The sequence below is a fragment of the Streptomyces sp. SAS_270 genome (genome assembly GCF_052543295.1).
Genome location: NZ_JBMNDS010000014.1, coordinates 15820 through 38259, shown reverse-complemented (window position 1 = coordinate 38259; position 22440 = coordinate 15820). Strand labels below are relative to the sequence as shown.

General features: G+C 70.4%; 20 protein-coding genes. 8 read left to right on the top strand and 12 right to left on the bottom strand.

From position 1 onward, the window contains the following. Nucleotides 1–157: 157 nt before the first annotated feature. Nucleotides 158–412, bottom strand: coding sequence for a type II toxin-antitoxin system antitoxin (locus tag ACN6LB_RS12440; RefSeq protein ID WP_356136742.1), 255 nt, complete (start codon nt 410–412; stop codon nt 158–160). After that, nucleotides 409–1344, bottom strand: a complete 936-nt coding sequence (locus ACN6LB_RS12435; protein ID WP_356136744.1) for an SPFH domain-containing protein — start codon at nt 1342–1344, stop codon at nt 409–411. The genes ACN6LB_RS12440 and ACN6LB_RS12435 overlap by 4 nt, the downstream gene beginning before the upstream one ends. A 291-nt stretch (nt 1345–1635) precedes the next feature. Between ACN6LB_RS12435 and ACN6LB_RS12430 the strand changes: the two genes are divergently transcribed. Beyond that, nucleotides 1636–4041 (top strand): transglycosylase domain-containing protein, encoded by a 2406-nt coding sequence (locus ACN6LB_RS12430; protein ID WP_445025862.1) that lies wholly within the window; start codon nt 1636–1638, stop codon nt 4039–4041. A 91-nt stretch (nt 4042–4132) separates the two neighbouring features. On the opposite strand, the gene ACN6LB_RS12425 is transcribed toward ACN6LB_RS12430, so the two are convergent. The 4 genes from ACN6LB_RS12425 to ACN6LB_RS12410 all read right to left on the bottom strand — a co-directional run bounded on the left by ACN6LB_RS12425 (nt 4133) and on the right by ACN6LB_RS12410 (nt 10641). After that, nucleotides 4133–6307: a SpoIIE family protein phosphatase gene (locus ACN6LB_RS12425; RefSeq protein ID WP_445025861.1), complete on the bottom strand. Its 2175-nt coding sequence runs from the start codon at nt 6305–6307 to the stop codon at nt 4133–4135. A gap of 439 nt (nt 6308–6746) precedes the next feature. Continuing rightward, nucleotides 6747–7439: a cytidylyl-2-hydroxypropylphosphonate hydrolase gene (fomD, locus tag ACN6LB_RS12420; protein WP_445025860.1), complete on the bottom strand. Its 693-nt coding sequence runs from the start codon at nt 7437–7439 to the stop codon at nt 6747–6749. A 73-nt stretch (nt 7440–7512) separates the two neighbouring features. Continuing rightward, entirely contained in the window at nt 7513–8898 is a 1386-nt protein-coding gene (locus ACN6LB_RS12415) for a class II fumarate hydratase (protein WP_356136752.1), read from the bottom strand. Nucleotides 8899–8973: 75 nt separating this feature from the next. Further along, nucleotides 8974–10641 (bottom strand): fumarate hydratase, encoded by a 1668-nt coding sequence (locus ACN6LB_RS12410; protein ID WP_445025859.1) that lies wholly within the window; start codon nt 10639–10641, stop codon nt 8974–8976. A 233-nt stretch (nt 10642–10874) separates the two neighbouring features. On the opposite strand from ACN6LB_RS12410, the gene ACN6LB_RS12405 reads away from it, so the two are divergent. Beyond that, nucleotides 10875–11612 carry a DUF1707 SHOCT-like domain-containing protein gene (locus ACN6LB_RS12405; protein WP_445025858.1) on the top strand — a complete coding sequence of 246 codons (738 nt, stop codon included), beginning with the start codon at nt 10875–10877 and terminating at the stop codon, nt 11610–11612. A gap of 243 nt (nt 11613–11855) precedes the next feature. Then, nucleotides 11856–12230, top strand: a complete 375-nt coding sequence (locus ACN6LB_RS12400; protein WP_356136756.1) for a WhiB family transcriptional regulator — start codon at nt 11856–11858, stop codon at nt 12228–12230. A gap of 85 nt (nt 12231–12315) precedes the next feature. Here ACN6LB_RS12400 and glpX read toward each other — a convergent pair whose 3' ends face one another. Next, a complete protein-coding gene (gene glpX, locus ACN6LB_RS12395) occupies nt 12316–13350 on the bottom strand; it encodes a class II fructose-bisphosphatase (protein WP_445025857.1) in 1035 nt (344 codons plus the stop codon). A 127-nt stretch (nt 13351–13477) separates the two neighbouring features. Here glpX and ACN6LB_RS12390 point away from each other — a divergent pair, with 127 nt between their 5' ends. Next, the gene (locus ACN6LB_RS12390; protein WP_445025856.1) at nt 13478–14014 is read left to right on the top strand and encodes a DUF4245 domain-containing protein; all 537 of its coding nucleotides are present in this window, start codon (nt 13478–13480) and stop codon (nt 14012–14014) included. Between the two features lie 74 nt (nt 14015–14088). Here ACN6LB_RS12390 and ACN6LB_RS12385 read toward each other — a convergent pair whose 3' ends face one another. From ACN6LB_RS12385 to ACN6LB_RS12370, 4 genes are all read right to left on the bottom strand, one after another. After that, nucleotides 14089–14679 (bottom strand): malonic semialdehyde reductase, encoded by a 591-nt coding sequence (locus tag ACN6LB_RS12385; RefSeq protein WP_356136762.1) that lies wholly within the window; start codon nt 14677–14679, stop codon nt 14089–14091. A gap of 199 nt (nt 14680–14878) precedes the next feature. Next, a complete protein-coding gene (locus ACN6LB_RS12380; protein ID WP_445025855.1) occupies nt 14879–15112 on the bottom strand; it encodes an exodeoxyribonuclease VII small subunit in 234 nt (77 codons plus the stop codon). Between the two features lie 9 nt (nt 15113–15121). Then, nucleotides 15122–16330 (bottom strand): exodeoxyribonuclease VII large subunit, encoded by a 1209-nt coding sequence (xseA, locus tag ACN6LB_RS12375; RefSeq protein WP_445025854.1) that lies wholly within the window; start codon nt 16328–16330, stop codon nt 15122–15124. 70 nt (nt 16331–16400) lie between these two features. Further along, a complete protein-coding gene (locus ACN6LB_RS12370; protein WP_445025853.1) occupies nt 16401–17786 on the bottom strand; it encodes an APC family permease in 1386 nt (461 codons plus the stop codon). 96 nt (nt 17787–17882) lie between these two features. Between ACN6LB_RS12370 and ACN6LB_RS12365 the strand changes: the two genes are divergently transcribed. Then, nucleotides 17883–18899, top strand: coding sequence for a 4-hydroxy-3-methylbut-2-enyl diphosphate reductase (locus ACN6LB_RS12365; protein WP_445025852.1), 1017 nt, complete (start codon nt 17883–17885; stop codon nt 18897–18899). Between the two features lie 29 nt (nt 18900–18928). Beyond that, the gene (ppgK, locus tag ACN6LB_RS12360; RefSeq protein ID WP_445025851.1) at nt 18929–19675 is read left to right on the top strand and encodes a polyphosphate--glucose phosphotransferase; all 747 of its coding nucleotides are present in this window, start codon (nt 18929–18931) and stop codon (nt 19673–19675) included. A 30-nt stretch (nt 19676–19705) separates the two neighbouring features. On the opposite strand, the gene ACN6LB_RS12355 is transcribed toward ppgK, so the two are convergent. Then, nucleotides 19706–20128, bottom strand: coding sequence for a DUF6542 domain-containing protein (locus ACN6LB_RS12355; RefSeq protein ID WP_445025850.1), 423 nt, complete (start codon nt 20126–20128; stop codon nt 19706–19708). A 361-nt stretch (nt 20129–20489) separates the two neighbouring features. Here ACN6LB_RS12355 and ychF point away from each other — a divergent pair, with 361 nt between their 5' ends. Both ychF and ACN6LB_RS12345 read left to right on the top strand, forming a co-directional pair. Further along, nucleotides 20490–21578 carry a redox-regulated ATPase YchF gene (gene ychF, locus ACN6LB_RS12350; protein WP_356136777.1) on the top strand — a complete coding sequence of 363 codons (1089 nt, stop codon included), beginning with the start codon at nt 20490–20492 and terminating at the stop codon, nt 21576–21578. Between the two features lie 122 nt (nt 21579–21700). Continuing rightward, nucleotides 21701–22429 (top strand): carbon-nitrogen hydrolase family protein, encoded by a 729-nt coding sequence (locus ACN6LB_RS12345; protein ID WP_445025849.1) that lies wholly within the window; start codon nt 21701–21703, stop codon nt 22427–22429. Nucleotides 22430–22440: the final 11 nt, after the last annotated feature.

Here is a 22440-nt window from a genome sequence, read left to right as displayed (position 1 = left end):
CGCAGGTCAGACCCGTTTGTCACAGGTGAGCAACAGCCGTTCAACCCGTCCGGCGCTTGAGGACGAGGCCGTCCAGGCCGAAAGCGGGGGGAAGGGGGCGCAGCCCCCAGGACAACGGGACGGGAAGGGGCGGAGGGGCGAAAAACCCGCCGGCCCCCTACTCCCCGGGTTCCTCGGAAGCCGGCGGCCGCCCCCGCCGGGGAATCGGCCCGGCCCCGCCGGGAAGGCGCCCGGCGTCGCCGAGGGCCCGCCGCAGCAGGAACTCGATCTGCGCGTTGGCGGACCGCAGCTCGTCCCCCGCCCAGCGGGCCAACGCGTCGTAGACGAGCGGATCCAGCCGCAGCAACACCTGCTTGCGCTGCTGCGGCCGCCGCTGGGGCCGGGAGTCCGGCCCCTCGGAGGGAGCCGTCACTGGTAGAGGGAGCCCGTGTTCAGGACGGGCTGCGGCGCGCGGTCCCCGCACAGCACCACCATCAGGTTCGACACCATGGCCGCCTTCCGCTCGTTGTCCAGCTCCACGATGTCCTGCTCGGTGATCCGGGCGAGCGCCGCCTCGACCATCCCGACCGCGCCGTCCACGATCTGCCGCCGTGCTGCCACGACCGCCCCGGCCTGCTGCCGCTGGAGCATCGCGGAGGCGATCTCGGGAGCGTACGCGAGATGCGTGAAGCGCGACTCGATGATCTGCACACCGGCGGCCTCCACGCGCGCGTGCAGTTCGAGGGCGAGCTTCTCGGTGATCTCCTCGGCGTTGCCGCGCAGCGAGAGACCGCCCTCGTCGTGGGCGTCGTAGGGGTACTCGATGGCGATGTGCCGTACGGCCGCCTCCGTCTGCGTGGCGACGAACTCCAGGAAGTCGTCGACCTCGAAGGTGGCCTGCGCGGTGTCCTCGACCTTCCACACCACGACCGCGGCGAGCTCGATCGGGTTGCCGTAGGCGTCGTTGACCTTGAGAACGGCGGTCTCGTGGTTGCGGACGCGGGTCGAGACCTTGGTGCGCGAGGTGAAGGGGTTCACCCAGCGCAGGCCGTCCTGCCGGATCGTCCCCCGGTAGCGCCCGAAGAGCTGGACGACGCGGGCCTCGCCCGGGGCCACGGTGTTGAGCCCGCGCATGGCGATGACGGCGGCGAGGAAGACCAGGATGCCGCCGACGATCAGCGCGGCCTTGGCGCCGGGTGCCGTGACCGCGGAGGCGGTCGCGAGCAGTCCGACGGTGGCCAGCAGCCCGAGCAGGCCGAGGAAGAGCGCGAGCCCGCCGCCGATGCTGTGCGCGGCGAACTCCCGCACACGTGGGGCGGGCATCTCGGGTACGTCGGCGGCGGGTGCGGAGTCGTGCGTGGTCATGGTGATGATCCCCCGGTTCGTTGGCTATCAAGCATCTATCTTAGTGATATCACTTTACCCGCCTCGGCAACCTTCGATGCCTTTCGATCGTCGATTTCGTAGGGGCAGGAGTGGGTTGCCCTGACGACAGGTGCTGATTCTCACGTCCGTAAAAGACCGGATCGGCGGCCCTTTGTCATATCGCGCGGTGTTAGTTTTCTGAGCTGACCTGAGCGACGAACCTGTGTGACGCACAAGTACGAACGCGACACGTGATCGCGACACGAGGACGAAGCGGAGCGGATCGGACCCATGGGACGAGCGGAAGAGAGACGAGCGCGGCAGCGCGGTGGCCGCCGCGCGGCGCCCAAGCGCTCGTCCGGAGCCGGAACCGCAGCCGGAAGCACGACCGCAACCGGAACCGGGCCCGCAGCGGGAACCGGAACCGCCGCCGGCAGCGGAACGCGAGCCGGAACCCGGGCCGAGTCCCGTGCGGCGGCGGCCGGCGGCAAGGCCGGGGCGAAGAAGGGCATACGCCGGTTCTTCACCTGGAAGAAGATCCTCGGCACGTTCTTCGGCATGCTCCTGCTCGGCATGGGCGCCTTCGTCGCGCTGTACCTGTGGATCGACATACCCCCCGGCAACGCGGCCGCGCAGCTGCAGAGCAACGTCTACAAGTACAGCGACGGCTCCACCCTCACCCGCGAGGGCGACGTCAACCGCGAGATCGTCGACCTGGACAAGGTCCCGAAGAAGGTCCAGCTGACCTTCGTCGCCGCCGAGAACAAGTCCTTCTACAAGGACGCCGGCATCGACTTCAGGGGCACGGCCCGCGGTCTGCTCAACACCCTGTCCGGCAAGGGCAAGCAGGGTGGCTCGACGATCACCCAGCAGTACGTCAAGAACTACTACCTGACCCAGAACCAGACCGTCACGCGCAAGCTGAAGGAACTGGTCATCTCGCTCAAGGTGGACCGCCAGAAGTCCAAGGACTACATCCTCGCGGGCTACATCAACACCAGCTACTACGGCCGCGGCGCGTACGGCATCCAGGCCGCCGCGCAGGCGTACTACCAGGTCGACGCGAAGAAGCTCAGCGTCTCGCAGGGCGCCTACCTCGCGGCGCTCCTCCAGGCCCCCAGCCAGTACGACTATTCCTCCGCCACTCCCACCGGCAAGCGGCTGGTGAAGAACCGCTGGAACTACGTACTGAACAACATGGTCGAGGAGGGCTGGCTCGACTCGGCCAAGCGCCAGGCCATGACGTTCCCGAAGCCCAAGGACCCCAAGGGCTCCGCCGGTATGGGCGGTCAGATCGGCTACATGGTCGAGGCGGCCAACAACGCGCTGGCGAAGCAGCTCGTCACTCAGGGAACGGCCGCCAACATCAACGACGCCAAGGCCCTCGTCGACCAGGGTGGCTGGACCATCACCCTGAACATCGACAAGAAGAAGCAGGCGCAGCTCGAGAAGTCCGTCAAGGCGAAGCTGACGAGCAAGCTGAACGGCAAGAAGCGCAAGGTCGACGACGCGGTGCAGGCCGGAGCCGCCTCGGTGGACCCGAAGACCGGCAAGGTCGTGGCGTTGTACGGCGGCGTGGACTACCTGAAGCACTTCACGAACAACGCGACCCGGCGGGACTACCAGCCCGCGTCCACCTTCAAGCCGCTGATCTTCGCGGCGGCGCTGGACCAGGGAGCCAAGACGCAGGACGACCGGGCGATCACGGCGAACACGATTTACGACGGCACGAGCGGCCGCCCGGTCAAGGGCAGCGACATCGCCTTCTCCCCGCCCAACGAGGACGACACGGACTACGGCAACGTCACCGTCCAGCGGGCGATGAACGCGTCCATCAACTCCGTCTTCGCGCAGATGGGCGTCGACGTGGGCATGGACAACGTGCTGAAGACCGCGGGCGAGCTCGGTATGGACGTCGACGGACTGCAGGCGGTGCCCGCGCAGACCCTGGGCACCATGGGCGCGAGCCCCCTGGAGATGGCGGGCGTCTACGCGACCCTCGACAACCACGGCAGGAAGGTCACCCCGGCCGTCGTCGCGTCGGCGGAGCACAAGGACCACACGGTGACCTTCCCGTCCGCGGTCGGCGAGCAGGTCATCAGCAAGGAGGCCGCCGACACGGTCACCTCCGTGCTGACCGGTGTGGTCGACGACGGTACGGCCCGGGTGTCGGTGTCGCAGGCCGCCAACCGTGACGGCCAGCACGTCGCGGGCAAGACGGGTACGTCCGACAACAACAAGTCGGCCTGGTTCACCGGCTACACGCCGAACCTGGTCACCTCGGTCGGCCTGTTCGGCGAGAACCCCAAGTCGCACGCCCAGGTCTCGCTGCAGGGCGCGACAGGTCTGATCCCGGGTGTGGGCCGTATCAACGGTGGTGGCTACCCCGCCCAGATCTGGGCGGCGTACACCTTCAGCGCGGACACCAGGACCACCAAGTTCACGCTGGACACCACGCAGGGTGCGGCCGTCGAGCCCACCGAGACGCCGACGTTCACCCACAAGCCGAGCGAGACGCCGTCGTCGACGCCGACCTCGGAGGAACCGACGACGGAGCCGCCGTCGACGTCCGAGGCACCGTCGCCGTCCGAGACGCCGTCCAGAACGCCGACGCCCACCAGAACGCCGACGAGAACGCCGACGCCCACCCTGACCGACGGGCTGCCGGAGGATCCGGTCGAGCCGAACGATCAGTGAGCGCGTGAAGAGGGCGCCCGGTGCTTCACCGGGCGCCCTCTTCGTGTGTGCGGTTGCTGTGGCCGGAGCCGTTCCGGGGCCCTGCCCCTTGCTAGGGGCGTTCGTTGACCGCCGGGATCCGGTTCAGCTCGAACCAGACCACCTTGCCGGTGCTCAGCCGGGTCGCGCCCCACCGTCTGGCCAGCTTGTTCACCAGGTACAGCCCGCGCCCGCCCTCGTCCGTGGCACGCGCCTGGCGCAGCCGCGGCAGCTGCGGGACGTCGTCGCCGACCTCGCAGCGCAGCACGTCGGTGCGCAGCAGTCGCAGGGTGACCGGCCGGGTCGCGTAGCGCACGGCGTTGGTCACGACCTCGCTGACGAGCAGCTCCACGGAGTCACTCATCTCCTCGAGGCCCCAGCGGGACAGGGCACGCCGGGCCAGCTTCCGGGCCCGGCCGGGGGCCGCGTCCTCCGGCTCCAGGAACCAGTACGCGACATCGCTCGGCGCGATCCCGTCGAAGCGGGCGGCGAGCAGCGCGATGTCGTCGTCCCGGTCGCCCGGGCCGAGCATGTCGAGCACCTCGTCGCACAGCGCCTCCAGCGGCGGCGGATGGTCGGGCCCGGTCAACTGGGCGGTGGCGGCGAGCCGTTCGCGCAGCTGCTCTATGCCGGTCCACACGTCGCGCAGCCGGGACTCCACCAGACCGTCGGTGTAGAGGAGCAGGGTCGCCCCGGCGGGGGCGTCCAGCTCCACCGCCTCGAAGTCGACGCCGCCGACCCCGATGGGGGCGCCCGGCGGCACCCGCAGCACCTCGGCGCGGCCGCCCAGGTGGAGCAGGACCGGCGGTGGATGGCCGGCGTTGGCGATGGTGATGCGGTGCGAGACCGGGTCGTAGACGGCGTACAGGCAGGTGGCCATGCGGTCGGTGCCGAGGCGCTGGGCCTGCTCGTCGAGGTGGTGCAGCACCTCCTGCGGCGGCAGGTCGAGACCGGCGAGGGTCTGCGCGGTGGTGCGCAGCTGGCCCATGATCGCGGCCGAGGTCATGGAGTGGCCCATGACGTCGCCGACGACGAGGGCGACACGGCTGCCGGGCAGCGGGATCGCGTCGTACCAGTCGCCGCCCACCCGGGCCGTCTCGGCGGCCGGAAGGTAGCGCGAGGCGAGCCGCACGCCGGTCGGGCGCGGCAGCGTCTCGGGCAGCATCGTGCGCTGGAGCTCGTCGGCGATGTACGCCTCGCGGCCGTACAGCACCGCCTTGTCGATGCCGAGCGCGCTGTGCGTGGCGAGCTGGGCGGCGACCAGCAGGTCGTCGGTCTCGAAGGCGGGCCGCTCCGGGCGGCGCAGGAAGAGCGCCGCGCCGATCACCCGGCGGCGGCCGCGCAGCGGCGCGAGGATGGCGCGCTGGCCGTCCGGCACCGGCATCCGGTCGCCGAGCAGCTCGGGCAGCGCGGCCCGGGCGGCGGGCGCGTCCGCGAACACCGGCCGTACGCCGCGCAGCACCTCGTTGAGCGCCCCGCCGGGCCGCACCTCGCACAGCTCGGCGGTGAGCGCGGACAGCTCGGAGTGCTCGGGCTGGACCTGGAGCGCGGGCATGAAGCCGCCCTCGGTGTCCCGCTCCTCGGGGATCCGGTCGGTACGCCGCAGCCGCAGCACGACGGGGCCGGTGGGCCGCTCGTCGCCGACCGGCAGCGGGTCGCGCAGATAGACGAGGATCGCGTCCGAGAACGTCGGCACGGTGGCCCGGCACAGACCCATCACGATCTCGTCGAGGTCGATGCCGCGGGCGATCCGCCGGGTCGCCGCGCCCACGAAGCGCAGCCGGTCCCCGTCGCGGCGCATCGGCATCGGGCCGGCGGGCGGCAGCCCCTGACCGGTGCGCCGGTCCGTGCCGGCGGGCGTGGCCGTCGGCCGCTCCTTCTCGGCGCCCTGCTGGAGCGGGATGCTCTCCGGCGCCGGACGCGGACGGTGCGGGTCGGGCTCGGTCGCCGAGGGCTGGGAGTGCTCCGCGCCCGCGGCGGGAGCGGGCGTTGCCGCGCCGGTGTCGGAGGAGCGCTTGCCGCAGGGCATGGCGGTGCCCGGGCCGTTGGGTGCGTCGCCGGTACGGGCCCCCGGGGCCGGGGGCGTCACGCCGTCACCGGTGCGGGCCTGATGGGGTAACGCGGCGGCCCCGGTGACCCGAGGCGGCTGTTCAGGGGGACGCAGGAGCGCCCCGCGGGGGTCCGCGGGGGCAGCGGGTCGGCCGGCGCCGGGTTGCGGGCGCTCATGCGCTGTGGGGTGCTCCGTCACGCGTGTCGAATCCGTCCGTCCGGGGCTGCGCGCCGGGCGCGCAGTTCGTCCCGCAGCCCCGATACCCGGAATGTGTGCCCCAGGAACGGAATCTGCGCCTCGACAGGTCCGCGGCCGGCTCTCGGCAGCGCGGACGCCGTCGTCGGACCGGTCGCCCGGCCGGCCGTCGGACCCGACTGCGGGCCCGACTTGGGACCGGTCGCCCTGCCCGATGCCGGGCCGGTCGCCGTCCCCGGCCTCGGACCGGACACCGGCGCGGGCCGGTGCGGCCCGCCCGGCCGTGTGCGGGCCGCACCGCCGTGGCCCTCGTACCCCTCGCTCACGTCCTGCCGCCCCTCGGTGACATATGGTCAAGCTCAGCGCATGCTGCGGGAGTTACTCCTGTGCGCCCTTGCGGAGGACGATCCTACGGTTGTCCCACGGGGGCGCATCAAGGGTCTCATGAGGACACGTGCGCGGGCGTACGGTCCCAGTCGTCCGGCAGGGACGGTACAGGCCAGGCGGGATCCGGGCGCCAGTGCTGCCAGCCCTCCGAGAAGGGCGGGCCCCAGGCGCGGATCACCTCCACGGCCGACTGCCCCGCCTCCCTTACCCGCCGGGCCAGTTGAGTATCCATCAGTCCGGCCCGCTGCGCCTGCGCGAACTCGTCCTCGTCGAGCCAGTGCCAACTCCGGTCGGGGGCCACGGCGATGTCCAGAAAGTGATCCTCGGAGTCGACGCCGCCCTCCCAACGCAGGCGCGGCGCCTCAAGGTTCACGTACCAGTTCTTGAAACGCCAGCCCGGCTCCCAGAACAGCCACACCGACCACGGCTCGCCGGGCCGCGCCAACTTCAGTACGCCGGTGCCGAACCAGCGGCCCCGCTGCACGGTGCGAGCCTTCGTGTAGCGGGACTCCAGCGGCTCCCCGTGCACCGGTGTACCGTCGGCGAGCACCGGCTTGACGCACTCGGTGCCGGGGGCCATCCACACCGCGAGCAGTTCGTCGTCGTCCCGGACCACGGTCACGGGGCGGCAGATATGGAAGCGCGCACCGGCGTTCTCCCGGTACCGCCACAGGATCTGGCTTCCGGGGGCCCAGTACGCCGCCGCCCCGCCCGCTTCCACTCGACTCACCGCTCCACCGTCTGTCATGGCCAGATATTAGGTGCCACAGGCATACGACGCTGCAGTGCGCGTCATGGTTCGCACCCGGGGACGAATGACGTTACGGGTGCGTCATCCGCAGGACATCAAGAGCCTCGTCCAGTTGCTCCGACGTCAGGTCGCCGCGGTCCACGTACCCGCCCTCCAGGACGACTTGACGGATGGTCTTCCGCTCCGCGAGCGCCTTCTTGGCGACCTTGGCGGCCTCCTCGTACCCGATGTACTTGTTGAGCGGCGTGACCACGGAAGGCGACGACTCGGCGTACTCGCGCGCCCGTTCGCGGTGCGCGACGATCCCGTCGACGGTCCGGTCGGCGAGCAGCCGCGAGACGTTGGCGAGCAGCCGGATGCTCTCCAGCACGTTCTTCGCGATGACCGGCAGCATCACGTTGAGCTCGAAGTTCCCGGCGGCTCCGGCGGCGGCCACGGTCGCGTCGTTCCCGGTCACCTGGGCCGCGACCATCAGCACGGCCTCCGGGATGACGGGGTTCACCTTGCCGGGCATGATCGACGAACCCGGCTGGAGGTCGGGCAGGGAGATCTCCGCGAGGCCGGTCCGCGGCCCGGAGGCCATCCAGCGCAGATCGTTGGCGATCTTGGTCAGCCCGACCCCGATGGTCCGCAGCTGCCCGCTGGTCTCCACGATCCCGTCCCGGGCCCCCTGCGCCTCGAAGTGGTCGCGGGCCTCGGTGAGCGGCAGCCCGGTGGCCCGGGCGACCTCGGCGATGACGGCCGCGGAGAACCCGACCGGGGTGTTGATCCCGGTCCCGACCGCCGTCCCCCCGAGCGGCAGTTCGGCCAGCCGCGGCAGCGAGGCGTTCAGCCGCTCCACCCCGTACCGCACCTGCGCCGCGTATCCGCCGAACTCCTGCCCCAGCGTCACGGGCGTGGCATCCATCAGATGCGTACGCCCCGACTTCACGACGTCCGCGAACTCCTCCGCCTTGCGCTCCAGGGAGGCCGCGAGGTGCTCCAGCGCGGGAATGAGGTCCCGGGTGACGGCCGCGGTGGCCGCGATGTGCAGCGAGGACGGGAACACGTCATTGCTCGACTGAGAGGCGTTCACATGGTCGTTGGGGTGTACGTCCCGGCCGAGCCGCTCGGTGGCGAGCGTGGCGATGACCTCGTTCGTGTTCATGTTGGACGAGGTCCCGGAGCCGGTCTGGAACACGTCCACGGGGAACTGCGTGTCCCACCGTCCCTCGGCGACCTCTCCGGCCGCCTCCTGCACGGCCTCGGCGACGTCCTTGTCGAGCACCCCCAGTTCGGCGTTCACCCTGGCGGCGGCGCCCTTGATCCGCGCGAGCGCCTCGATGTGCGCCCGTTCCAGGTGCTGACCGGAAATGGGAAAGTTCTCCACGGCCCGCTGCGTCTGCGCCCGCCACTTGGCGTCGGCGGGGACGCGGACCTCGCCCATGGAGTCGTGCTCGATGCGGTAGTCGCTCATGACGGATACAGCACACCCCCGGGCTGATGTATTTCAACCCGGGGGAGCGGCTGTGACGCGACCGGAGCAGCCCGACTAGGCCAGTCCGGGTCCGCGCACCGGAATGTGCGTGAACGTCGGCTCGGGCGCCGGGTTCTGGAAGAAGTCGTTGCCCTTGTCGTCGACGACGACGAACGCCGGGAAGTCCTCGACCTCGATCTTCCAGACGGCCTCCATGCCGAGCTCCTCGTACTCGACGACCTCGACCTTCTTGATGCAGTCCTGGGCGAGCCGGGCGGCGGGTCCGCCAATGGAGCCCAGGTAGAAGCCGCCGTGCGTGTCGCAGGCGTCCGTGACCTGCTTGCTGCGGTTGCCCTTCGCCAGCATCACCTTGGAGCCGCCCGCGGCCTGGAACTGCTCCACGTAGGAGTCCATGCGCCCGGCTGTCGTCGGGCCGAAGGAGCCGGAGGCGTAGCCCTCGGGGGTCTTGGCGGGGCCGGCGTAGTACACGGGGTGGTCCTTCAGGTACTGCGGCATCTCCTCGCCCGCGTCGAGGCGTTCCTTGATCTTGGCGTGGGCGATGTCGCGGGCCACCACCAGCGGCCCGTTCAGCGACAGCCGCGTCTTGACCGGGTACTTGGTCAGCTCGGCGAGGATGGCGTCCATCGGCTGGTTGAGGTCGATCCTGACGACGTCACCCGCCTCGTCGAGGTGCTCGTCCGTGGTCTCGGGGAGGAAGTGCGCGGGGTCCGTCTCCAGCTGCTCCAGGAAGACGCCCTCGGCCGTGATCTTCGCGACCGCCTGACGGTCGGCGGAGCACGACACCGCGATCGCCACCGGGCAGGACGCGCCGTGCCGCGGAAGACGGACGACACGTACGTCGTGGCAGAAGTACTTGCCGCCGAACTGCGCGCCGATGCCGATCTTCTGCGTCAGCTCGAAGACCTTCTCCTCCAGGTCCTTGTCCCGGAAGCCGTGGCCCAGCTCCGAGCCCTCGGACGGGATCTCGTCCAGGTAGTGCGCGGAGGCGTACTTCGCGGTCTTCAGGGCGTACTCGGCGCTGGTACCGCCGACGACGATCGCCAGGTGGTACGGCGGGCAGGCGGCCGTGCCCAGCGAACGGATCTTCTCCTCCAGGAACTTCATCATGGAGGACTCGTTGAGCACCGCCTTCGTCTCCTGGTAGAGGAAGGACTTGTTGGCGGAGCCGCCGCCCTTGGCCATGAAGAGGAACTTGTAGGCGCCGCCGTCGGTCGCGTACAGCTCGATCTGCGCCGGCAGGTTGGAGCCGGTGTTCTTCTCGTCCCACATGGTGAGGGGAGCCATCTGCGAGTAGCGCAGGTTCAGGTTCTTGTACGCGTCGTGGATGCCCTGGGACAGGGCCTTCTCGTCCTCACCTTCGGTGAGGACGTTCTGTCCGCGCTTGCCCATGACGATCGCCGTGCCGGTGTCCTGGCACATGGGGAGCACGCCCGCCGCCGCGATGTTCGCGTTCTTCAGCAGGTCCAGCGCGACGAACTTGTCGTTGCCGGACGCCTCGGGGTCGTCGATGATGCGGCGCAGCTGGGCGAGGTGCGCCGGGCGCAGGTAGTGCTGGATGTCGTGGATGGCCTCGGCGGCGAGCTTGCGCAGCGCCTCCGGGTCGACCTTGAGGAACGTCCGCCCGTCGGCCTCGAAGGTGGAGACACCCTCGGAGGTCACCAGCCGGTAAGGGGTGGTGTCCTCTCCCTGGGGGAGCAGATCGGTGTACGCGAACTCAGGCATCTCGCCCATTCCTCACTCTGACAGACAGCTTTTTCGGGCTCGGTTCGCCTCCGGAGCGCAGAAGCCTGTGCTCTCTCGCCGGTGGCCGGCACCCATTGGCAGCGCTCACCAGCGTAGAACCTGCGACGGACGGGGAGCTTGTGAGGTAAGGCTCAGTTCGCCGTCCGGGGCCTGCGCGGTTTCGTCGCCCACACCCCTAGTCGCGATCTATCGCGTTTGGGTACGCTGCTGCCGTGGACCTTCACAAGAGCCCCGCCCCGACCGACAGCCGGACCGACCCGTCGACCGGCGGCCGGCCCGCCGTGCCGGCCGAGCCCGCCGACTGGCGCTGCTCCGACGCCGACCGCGACCGCGTCGCGGACATCCTGCGCGACGCCCTCGCGGAGGGCAGGCTCACCGCGGAGGAGCACGCCGAGCGGGTCGAGGGCGTGCTGGCGGCCAAGACCGTGGGCGAGCTGGAGCCGTTCGTACGGGACCTGCCCGCCGCCCACGCGGGCCGCGCGACACCCGCCTACGGAGCCGTGCCCAACCGCCCCAGCCCGGGCGCGATCCCGGTGGAGGCCGACGAGAACGTGGTGGCGGTCTTCAGCACGGCGATGCGCAAGGGCCGCTATCGCGCCGGACGCCGTATCCACGCGTACGCCGTCTTCGGCAATGTCGAGATAGACCTCAGCGAGGCGATCTTCGAGTACCAGCAGGTCGTCATCAAGGCGATCTCGGTCTTCGGCAACATCGAGGTGCGCGTCCCGGAGAACGTCTCGCTGCGCGGCAGCGGCGGCGGCGTCCTCGGCAACTTCGAGGTGGACACGCTGGACTCGGGCGACCCCGAGGCCCCCGTGGTGTACGTGGACGGGCTGGCCGTCCTCGGCAACGTGGAGGCGAAGCCCAAGCGGGGCAAGCTCGTCGCGGACATCCTCGACCGGGTCGCGGACCGTGTGGACCGGAGTTTGCGCAAACACCTCGACCGTTGACGCTTGTGAATCCGAACGGTGTTCGGACGGCATCCTGACGTCGTCCCGGCGGCCGAAGCGGCGCGCGGAGCCGGCTCAGGTCCGGTCCAACGGGCCCGGATTCGAATGAGTCGCTCCGCTCTTCGGAACTCAGTGCATAGGCGCGCGCACAGCGGGTAGGGCTTGCTGCATCGTCTCTTGGAGGGCGCTGTGGACTTCCCGCGGCGCCCGGCACGCTCGCTAAGCCGTCGTCAGGAGTAGACCGTGCTGCAACCGCCGCATCAGTCCCTGCAGGTAGCTGCCGTTCCGGCCCAGCGGGCGCCAGTGCGGGACAGGGATCAGGAAGCGCCATGGCACACGGAGGCCGTGTGCCGGCGTGATGAGGCCGGCCTGTTCTTCGCCCCTTCGAAGGAGCCCACCGCGGCCCGTCTGTCCCGCGAGGAGGCGGCGAAGCGCGTCTGCGCCCGCTGCCCGGTGATGGTCGAGTGCCGCGAACACGCGCTGCTGCAACCTGAGCCCTACGGCGTGTGGGGCGGCCTCACCGCCGCCGAGCGCCGCGTGGTGCTCGCCAGGCGCCGTCGCCGCGAACTGGAAATGCAGAAGGCCCGCACCTCGGGCCAGATAGCAGCCGCCGGATAGTCCGTACGCGAGTGGGGGGCCCTCTCCGCACAGGGGGCGCCCCACTCGTGTACGACCACGGCCTCGAACCCGGCCGTGCCCGCGCCTACTTGGCGCGGTCGAAGTCGATCGCGCTGTACGCGCGCAGCTTGCTCAGCCGGTGCTCCGAGGTGATCTGGCGCACCGTGCCCGACTTGGAGCGCATCACGATCGAGTCGGTCGTGGCGGTCTCGGCGCGGTAGCGCACGCCGCGCAGCAGTTCGCCGTCCGTGATGCCGGTCGCGACGAAGAACACGTTCTCGCCGGAGACCAGGTCGTCCGTGAACAGGACCCGGTCGAGGTCATGGCCCGCGTCGACGGCGCGCCGGCGCTCCTCGTCGTCCTTGGGCCACAGCTTGCCCTGGATGGTGCCGCCCAGGCACTTCACGGCGCACGCCGAGATGATGCCCTCGGGCGTACCGCCGATGCCGAGCAGCAGGTCGATGCCCGTGCCCTCGCGCAGCGCCAGGATCGAGCCCGCGACATCGCCGTCGGAGATCAGCTTGATGCGGGCGCCCGTCTCGCGGATCTCCTTGATGATCCCGTCGTGGCGCGGCCGGTCGAGGATGACGACGGTGACGTCCTCGGGGGAGGAGTTCTTGGCCTTGGCGACCCGGCGGATGTTCACCGCGACGGGCGCGTTGATGTCGACGAAGTCCGCGGCCTCGGGGCCGGTGACCAGCTTGTCCATGTAGAACACGGCGGACGGGTCGAACATGGTGCCGCGGTCGGCGGCCGCGAGCACGGCGATCGCGTTCGTCATGCCCTTCGCGGTGAGCGTGGTGCCGTCGATCGGGTCGACGGCGATGTCGCACTCGGCACCGGTCCCGTCGCCGACGCGCTCCCCGTTGAAGAGCATCGGGGCCTCGTCCTTCTCACCCTCGCCGATGACGACGACGCCGTTCATCGAGACGGTGGAGACGAGGGTCCGCATGGCCCGCACTGCGGCGCCGTCGGCGCCGTTCTTGTCCCCGCGGCCCACCCAGCGGCCCGCGGCCATGGCGGCGGCCTCGGTGACGCGGACGAGTTCCAGGGCGAGGTTGCGGTCGGGGGCCTCGGGGGAGACCTCGAGTTCGGACGGCAGCTGATGATGCTCGGTCATCGAGACGCACCTTTCTGATACGGCGACGGCCGGATGAGGGTGATGGCCCCGACTCTATCGTCAGGCAGACAAAATGAGCAGGGGGCCCCACGGATGAGCAGACCACTGCACCTGCGACGATAGGCGCGTGGCAGGTACGAAAGGCAAGCAGAGCGTCCGGAACATGATTCTCTCGCTGGGCGTCATCACGCTCATGGCGAGCGTCATCTACGTCTTCATTCCGCACGACGAGGGCGGTACCCCCGACGTCAAGCGCGTCGACTACCGCGTCGAACTGCTCACGGCACGCCGCGCCGCGGCCTATCCCGTGGCGGCGCCCGAAGGCCTGCCCGGCACGTGGAAGGCCACGTCCGTGCGGTTCGACGGCTCCGCGTTCGACGCCTGGCACCTCGGCTTCCACGCTCCCGACGGCGAGTACGTGGCGATCGAGCAGTCCACGCAGAAGCCGACCGTGTTCATCGACACGGCCAGCGGGGGCGCCAAGGAGACGAAGGTCACCGAGCGGATCGGCGACCGGACATGGCAGCGCTACGCGGGCGGCCGGTACGACGCCCTCGTCCTGAAGGCCAAGGGTTCCACCACGGTGGTGGCGGGCACGGGCTCGTTCGCGCAGCTGGCGAAGATGGCCGAGTCCCTGAAGGCGGAGTCCGCCAAGACGACGTGACACACCGCGTGGACGCAATGAGGAGGGCCCCCGGCGCGCTGCCGGGGGCCCTCCTCATGTGCCTGCGCGGTGACTCAGACCGTGGTGACGACCTGGTCGAAGTCCAGGCGCGGGGAGCGCGGGAACCAGGCGTCCTCGCCCGGCTTGCCGATGTTGATGACCATCAGCGGGGTGTGGTCGTCGTCCAGGAACTCCTTCTGCACACCGGCGAAGTCGAGGCCGGTCATCGGGCCGGCGGCGAGGCCGGCGGCGCGGACGCCGACGATGAAGTAGGCGGCCTGCAGCGCGGCGTTCAGCGAAGCGGCGCCCTCACGGGCCGGGCGCTCGGCGAAGAACATGTCCTTGGCCTGCGGGAAGTGCGGGAACAGCGCGGGGAGCTCCTCGTGGAACTCGTTGTCCGCGGAGAGGATCGCGACCAGCGGGGCGGTGGCGGTCTTCGGCTGGTTGCCCTCGGCCATGTGCTTCACCAGGCGCTCGCGGGCCTCGGCGGAGCGGACCAGGGTGATGCGCAGCGGCGACTGGTTGAAGGCGGTCGGGCCGTACTTGACCAGGTCGTAGATCGCCTGCACCTGCGCGTCGGTCACCGGCTCGTCGGTGAACGTGTTCGCGGTGCGGGCCTCGCGGAACAGCAGGTCCTGGGCGGCGGGGTCAAGAACGAGAGACATGAAGGAACCTTCTCCAGATGTGCGTCGGATCCGGGGGGATCGGCTGGCAGTACCGACATTACGGCGATGAGGTTTAAGGTTCAACCAAAATCGGCCGATGGTGATCCTCTTCACAGGCGACGGAGGTGGCGGGAACGACGAAAGGGACCCCGCAGGGCCCCTTTCTCGGCGTTCGTCCGGGCGAAGGCGACTCAGAGGGTCACTCGGAGTCGTCGTCCTCGCCGTCCGGCTCCTCCTCCGCCAGCGCCGCGTCGAGCCGCGCCCGCGCGCCCTCCAGCCAGCGCCGGCACACCTTCGCCAGTTCCTCGCCGCGCTCCCAGAGGGCGAGGGACTCCTCAAGAGTCGTGCCGCCCGCCTCCAGCCGGCGTACGACCTCGATCAGCTCGTCCCGCGCCTGCTCGTACCCGAGCGCCTCGTCCACCTTGCTGGTCATCCGCCCACCCTACGCATCTGCTCGTACTGTGAATTCACCCTCGGCGACCCGCGCCCTGAGCGTTTCGTCCGGTGCCACCTCGGCCGGGTCCCGGACCACGTGACCGTCGGCCTTCTGGAGCACCGCGTAACCCCGCTGGAGGGTCGCCGCGGGGGAGAGGGCCACCACGCGCGCGCGGGTGTGGGCCAGCTCGGAGTCGGCGCGGTCGAGAAGATGCCCGAGCGTGCGCCGCCCGCGGTCGACCAGCGAGGCGACATGGTCGGCCCGCTCGTCCACCATCCGGTGCGGATCCTCTATCGAGGGGCGGGCCAGCGCGTGCGCGAGACCACGCTCCTCGCGGTCGATGTACGACTGGACGCAGCGACGCGCCCGGTCCCGCAGGAACCGCACCCGCTCGAACTCCTCGCCGACGTCCGGCACGACCTTCTTGGCGGCGTCGGTCGGTGTGGACGCCCGCAGGTCCGCCACATGGTCGAGCAGCGGGTTGTCCGGCTCGTGCCCGATCGCCGAGACGACCGGCGTACGGCAGGACGCGACCGCCCTGACGAGCTGCTCGTCGGAGAACGGCAGCAGGTCCTCCACGCTGCCGCCGCCGCGCGCCACGACGATCACGTCGACCTCGTCGAGCGCGTCCAGCTCCTTCACCGCCTGCACGACCTGCGGCACCGCGTGCACACCCTGCACGGCGACGTTGCGCACCTCGAAGCGGACGGCGGGCCAACGGTGGCGCGCGTTCTCCAGCACGTCCCGCTCGGCCGCGGACGCCCGCCCGCAGACGAGCCCGATCAGCTGCGGCAGGAACGGCAGCGGCTTCTTGCGCTCGGGCGCGAAGAGCCCCTCGGCGGCCAGTGACTTCTTCAACTGCTCAAGCCGGGCGAGCAGTTCACCCACACCCACCGGCTTTATCTCGACGGCCCGCAGCGACAGCTGCCCCCGCGGCGCGTACCACTCCGGCTTCGCGTGGACGACGACCCGCGCGCCCTCGCTCACCACGTCGGCCACCGCGTCGAACACCTGGCGGTAGCAGGTCACGCTCACGGAGATGTCGTACGACGGGTCGCGCAGCGTCAGGAAGACGACGCCCGCGCCGGGGCGCCGCGACAACTGGGTGATCTGCCCCTCGACCCACACCGCGCCGAGCCGGTCGATCCATCCCCCGATGAGCCGCGACACCTCGCCGACGGGCAGCGGGGCGTCCGCGGACGTGTTGAGAGCCATGCGCCGAGCGTAGTGGCCGCCACCGACAGGAGGGGGCCACAGCCCGTCCGGCGTTCGGGCACGAGACCGTTCAGGCCGATACGGGGGGTGCCGGCCGCCCCCGCTGGACGACCAGCACCGCCAGCCCCACCGCGAGCCAGACCGCCCCGACCACCTGCGCGGTGCCCGACGCCTCCACGATCACGGCGACGGTGATCGCGGCGCCGACCACAGGAATCAGCACGTGCCGCCACCACACCACCGGCCCACCCCGGCGCCGTACCGCGAACCACCCCACCACGCTCGCGTGCAGCAGCGTGAAGGCCGTCAGCGCGCCGATGTCGACCACCGACACCAGGTGGTCCATGCCGTCGTCGCGCCGAGCCGCCCACACCGCGGCGACCAGCGTGATGACCGCCGCCGTCAGCAGCGCGGCCCGCGGCACCCCGGAGTCGGTCCTCGACAGGGCGCGCGGCAGCCGTCGGTCGCGGGCCATCGCGAAGACGAGGCGCCCGGCCGCGGCCTGTCCGGCGAGCGCCGCGAAGGCCGCGCCGATCGCCTTGCTCACGGCCACCAGGTCGTGCAGCCATGTGCCGACGGACGTGTTCACGGTGTCGTAGAACGCGGAACCCTGCCGGACCGGCTCGGCGGCGAGCCGCGCCGACGACACGGGCTCCAGAAGCGCGATCAGATACGTCTGCGCCACGAACAGCACACCGGCCATCGCCAGGCAGAACAACACCGCCCGCGCCACCTTCTGCGAACCGCCGGTGACCTCCTCGGCGAACGAGGCGATCGCGTCGAAGCCGAGATACGACAGAACGGCGACCGACACCGCGCCGAAGACCGCCGACAGCGCGAACGCCCCCTGCGAGCCGTCCCCCGACAGCGGCGACAGCCAGCCGCGCTCGGCCCCGTCGCGCGCGAGCACGACGACCGCCGACACGACGAAGACCACCAGGACGACGATCTCCATGGCCAGCACCAGAAAGCCCACCCGGGCGGCCGTCCGCACGCCCCACAGGTTCAGGGCCGTCGTGACGAGCACGGCGAGCGCGGTCCACACCCACCGCGAGACGTCCGGGACCAGGGAGTTCATCGCGATCCCGGAGAAGAGGTAGGCCACCGCCGGGATGAGGAGGTAGTCCAGCATCGCCATCCATCCCGCGACGAACCCGGCCTCCCTGCCGAGCGCCACGCGCGCGTAGGCGAACACCGAGCCGGCCTGGGGGACCACACGAACCATCTGCGCGTAGCTGAATGCGGTGAAAGCCATCGCCACCGTGGCGACGACGTAGACCAGCGCCACCGCGCCGTGCGACTTGGCGTCGAGCGTCCCGAAGACCCCGACCGGAGCCATCGGCGCGATGAACAGCAGCCCGTAGACGACCAGGTCCCGGAAGCCCAGACTGCGCCGCAGCCCGCCTGCGGCCCCGGTGGCGTCCGCGGTGCCGGGGGTGGTCTGCGTGTCGGACATCCTGCCTCCCGAGAGTCGTGCCTGACCCCACCCCTCCCAGCTCCTGCCCAGTCTCCCCAAGGAGGCGATCTTTGACCTGCCGGGCGCGGCCTTACGATGGTTCGCATGACTGCTTCGCCTGGCCGCCGTGTCCTGCTCGCCGCTCCCCGTGGCTACTGCGCGGGTGTGGACCGCGCCGTGATCGCCGTCGAGAAAGCCCTCGAGCAGTACGGGGCTCCGATCTACGTCCGCCACGAGATCGTGCACAACAAGTACGTCGTGCAGACCCTGGAGAAGAAGGGCGCCATCTTCGTCGAGCGGACGGCGGAGGTCCCCGAGGGGGCCATCGTGATGTTCTCGGCGCACGGTGTCGCCCCGGTCGTCCACGAGGAGGCCGCGGCAGGCAAGCTCGCCACCATCGACGCGACCTGCCCGCTGGTCACCAAGGTCCACAAGGAAGCCGTGCGCTTCGCGAACGAGGACTTCGACATCCTCCTCATCGGCCACGAGGGCCACGAGGAGGTCATCGGCACCTCCGGCGAGGCGCCCGACCACATCACCCTGGTCGACGGCCCCGAGGACGTCGCCAAGGTCGAGGTCCGCGACCCCTCCAAGGTCGTCTGGCTCTCCCAGACCACCCTCTCGGTCGACGAGACGATGGAGACGGTCGACGCGCTGAAGGAGAAGTTCCCCCAGCTCATCTCCCCGCCGAGCGACGACATCTGCTACGCCACGCAGAACCGTCAGCTCGCCGTGAAGAAGCTCGCCGAGGACGCCGAGCTGGTCATCGTGGTCGGCTCCAAGAACTCCTCGAACTCGATCCGCATGGTCGAGGTCGCCCTGGACGCGGGCGCCCCCGCCGCCCACCTGGTGGACTTCGCGGCCGAGATCGACGAGGCCTGGCTGGAGGGCGTCACCACGGTCGGCCTGACCTCCGGTGCCTCCGTCCCGGACGTCCTCGTCGAGGGCGTACTGGAATGGCTGGCCGAGCGCGGTTACGGCGACGTCGAGACGGTGAAGACGGCCGAGGAGTCCATCACCTTCTCGCTGCCCAAGGAACTGCGCCGCGATCTGCGCGCGGAGGCGGCGGCCCTGGTGGCGGAGCGCACGGGGACGGCACCCTCCGCGGAGTGACTGTCAGTCGTACGTCGTAACGTGGTGCCATGCAGATCTTCGGCGTGGACATCGGCGGATCCGGGATCAAGGGCGCCCCTGTGGACCTGGACCGCGGCGACCTGGCCCAGGAGCGCTTCAAGGTGCTCACCCCGCACCCGGCGACCCCGGACGCGGTGGCCGACGGCGTGAAGGAGGTCGTCGGCCACTTCGGCTGGACGGGCCCGGTCGGCATCACGTTCCCCGGAGTGGTCACCGGCGACTCCCACATCCGTACGGCCGCCAATGTCGACAAGGGCTGGATCGACACCGACGCGCGTGCCCTGCTGAGCGAGCGGATCGGCGGGCTCCCGGTGACGGTGCTCAACGACGCGGACGCGGCGGGCGTGGCCGAGATGCAGTTCGGCGCCGGCCAGGGCCGCAAGGGCACGGTCCTGCTGCTCACTTTCGGCACGGGCATCGGCAGCGCCCTCTTCGTCGACGGCGAGCTGGTCCCCAACACCGAACTGGGTCACCTGGAGCTGAACGGCCACGACGCGGAGACCCGCGCCTCCACCAAGGCCAAGGACGATCACGAGCTGACGTGGGAGCACTGGGCACGCCGCGTCACGAAGTATCTCGCCCATGTCGAGATGCTCTTCTCCCCGGAGCTCTTCATCATCGGCGGCGGCGTCAGCCGCAAGGCCCCGAAGTTCCTCCCCCTGATCGAGGGCATCAAGGCGGAGATCGTCCCGGCCCAGCTGCAGAACAACGCGGGGATCGTGGGAGCGGCGATGCGGGCGGCGCAGAAGGCGTAGCCGGCAGGGAGTGCTGCCGGCGGCCCTGTGTCACACCGGGCGCCGCCGCGGTTGCCCGGCGGCCTGCTGGGCCCGCCGCTGGGCCGCCCGGCGGCTCATCAGCCGCACCTTGCGCACGGTCGCGATGAGCCCGGTGACCAGCGTCCCGCCGTACAGCCAGCCCGCCTGTGTGGCGAGCGCGGTGGCCAGCCCCATGGCGCGGCCCCCGAGCCCGCCGCCCCCGTCGGCGACGGGCAGCAGTCCGAAGGCGAAGGCGATCGGGACGACGACTGGCGCCGTCACGAGGTCGCCGCGCCGCACCCACAGGCCGGTCAGCGCGCAGACCGGCAGGAACAGCACCCCGTACACCGTGAGCGAGGCCCCGAACAGCAGCTGGTCGAGGCAGCCGAGCGCGAACATCGCCGCACCGGCGAACAGCCCGCTGCCGAGCCCGGTCAGCCGGGGGTTCGGCATCCGCCGTACGGCCTGGACCAGCGGCGGCGCGGACCGTCGGGCAGCGGACGCACCCCGCCGTACGCCGACGGCCGCCCCTCGCCCGGCCTGTGCCGGAAAAGGCGTGCCGCGTCGAGGTCTCTGCTGAGGGGGACGCGTCCTGTGTTGCTCCACTGGACCAACTTAGGTCGGTTTATGTGTGGAATAGCCCTTCAGACACGCGGTTGGGCGCACCTTGGTCAACCTTGGCCAAGCGTTCGATACGCCGCCGGGGCGGGGCCGCGCACGCCGTAGACTGGGGGATCGGCCCGTACAAAGAACATGGATCCGGGCCCACGCAGTCCCAGCCCAGCCCCCATCCTCTCGTACGGGAAGTCGCAACGTGTCGCTCACGATCGGAATCGTCGGCCTGCCCAACGTCGGCAAGTCGACCCTGTTCAACGCCCTGACCAAGAACGACGTGCTGGCGGCCAACTACCCGTTCGCCACGATCGAGCCGAACGTCGGCGTGGTCGGCGTCCCGGACGCCCGCCTCACGAAGTTGGCCGAAATCTTCGCTTCGCAGAAGATCCTTCCCGCCACCGTCGACTTCGTCGACATCGCCGGCATCGTGCGCGGCGCCAGCGAGGGCGAGGGCCTGGGCAACAAGTTCCTCGCGAACATCCGCGAGTCCGACGCGATCTGCCAGGTCATCCGCGCCTTCAAGGACGAGAACGTCGTGCACGTCGACGGCAAGGTCTCGCCCAAGGACGACATCGAGACGATCAACACCGAGCTGATCCTCGCCGACCTCCAGACCATCGAGAAGGTCCTGCCGCGCCTCCAGAAGGAGTCGCGCATCAAGAAGGACGTGGTCCCGAAGGTCGCGGCGGTCGAGGCGGCCAAGGAGATCCTGGAGAAGGGCGACACGCTCTTCTCGATGGGCATCGCCCAGGGCTCCGGCAAGGAGGAGCTCCTCCACGACCTGCACCTCCTCACCACCAAGCCGTTCCTCTACGTCTTCAACGTGGACGAGGACGAGCTGACCGACGAGGAGTTCAAGGCCGAGCAGCGCGCGCTGGTCGCCCCCGGTGAGGCGATCTTCCTCAACGCCAAGCTGGAGCAGGACCTCGCCGAGCTCGACGAGGAGGACGCCATGGAGCTCCTGGAGTCGGTCGGCGCCGAGGAGCCGGGCCTCGCCACCCTCGCCCGCGTCGGCTTCAACACCCTCGGCCTCCAGACGTACCTGACGGCCGGCCCCAAGGAATCCCGCGCCTGGACGATCAAGAAGGGCGCGACCGCCCCCGAGGCCGCCGGAGTCATCCACACCGACTTCCAGAAGGGCTTCATCAAGGCCGAGGTCATCTCCTTCGCCGACCTCGTCGAGACCGGCTCGGTCGCCGAGGCCCGCGCGAAGGGCAAGGCCCGCATGGAGGGCAAGGAGTACGTGATGCAGGACGGCGATGTGGTGGAGTTCCGCTTCAACGTGTGACGGGCTGAGGACCTGATCGGCCGAGGTGCCGGTCAGGCAATAGAACTCCAGGTCAGGGGCCGGATCTTCGGATCCGGCCCCTGTCTGCGAGTACCGCCGCCCGGGCTGGCAGGCTGACCGCCATGAGGATCGCGGCAACCCAGTTCACCTGTGTCCCCGCGGACATCGGGGCCAATGTGCGGCAGATGGCTGCTCTCGCCGCCGAGGCGGGTGCGCAGGGCGCCGAAATGGTGGTGTTTCCCGAGCTGGCGCCGACCGGGTACGAACTCGAGGCACTGCGCGCCGACAGAGATCTCTGGGTGCAGCCGGACGATCCCCGCCTGGACCCGCTCAGGACGGGCGGCATCGCCACCGTCATCAACTGCGCCACCGCGACGGGCGGGAACCGGCCCGCCATCGAGACACTGGTCTTCGCAGCCGACGGCGAACTGGTCACCGCGTACCGCAAGCAGCATCTGTTCGAGCACGAGCAGGGTGTGTTCCTGGCAGGCCGGAACGACGGGCGGTTCGAGCTCGGCGGGCTGCGCTTCGCCCTGGCGACATGCTTCGACAACCACTTCCCGGATCTGGTCTCCCGGGGCGCCGCTGACGGGTGCCATGTGCATCTGGCGAGCTCGCTGTACGGCATCGGCGGTGGAGTGAGCGAACTGGAGTCGGTGTATCCGGGCATCGCCAAGGACTTCCCCCTGCATGTCGTCCTGGCCAACCATGTCGGTCCGGCCGGCGCGTGGACGGGCTGCGGCCGCGCCGCGCTGTGGGCTCCGGGAGGCGCCGTCCTCGCTCAGGCCGACGCGGAGACCCCGACGGTGGTGACCGCCGAAGTCGGACCGGCCCCTGGGCCTCAAGGATGAACGTCACGGGT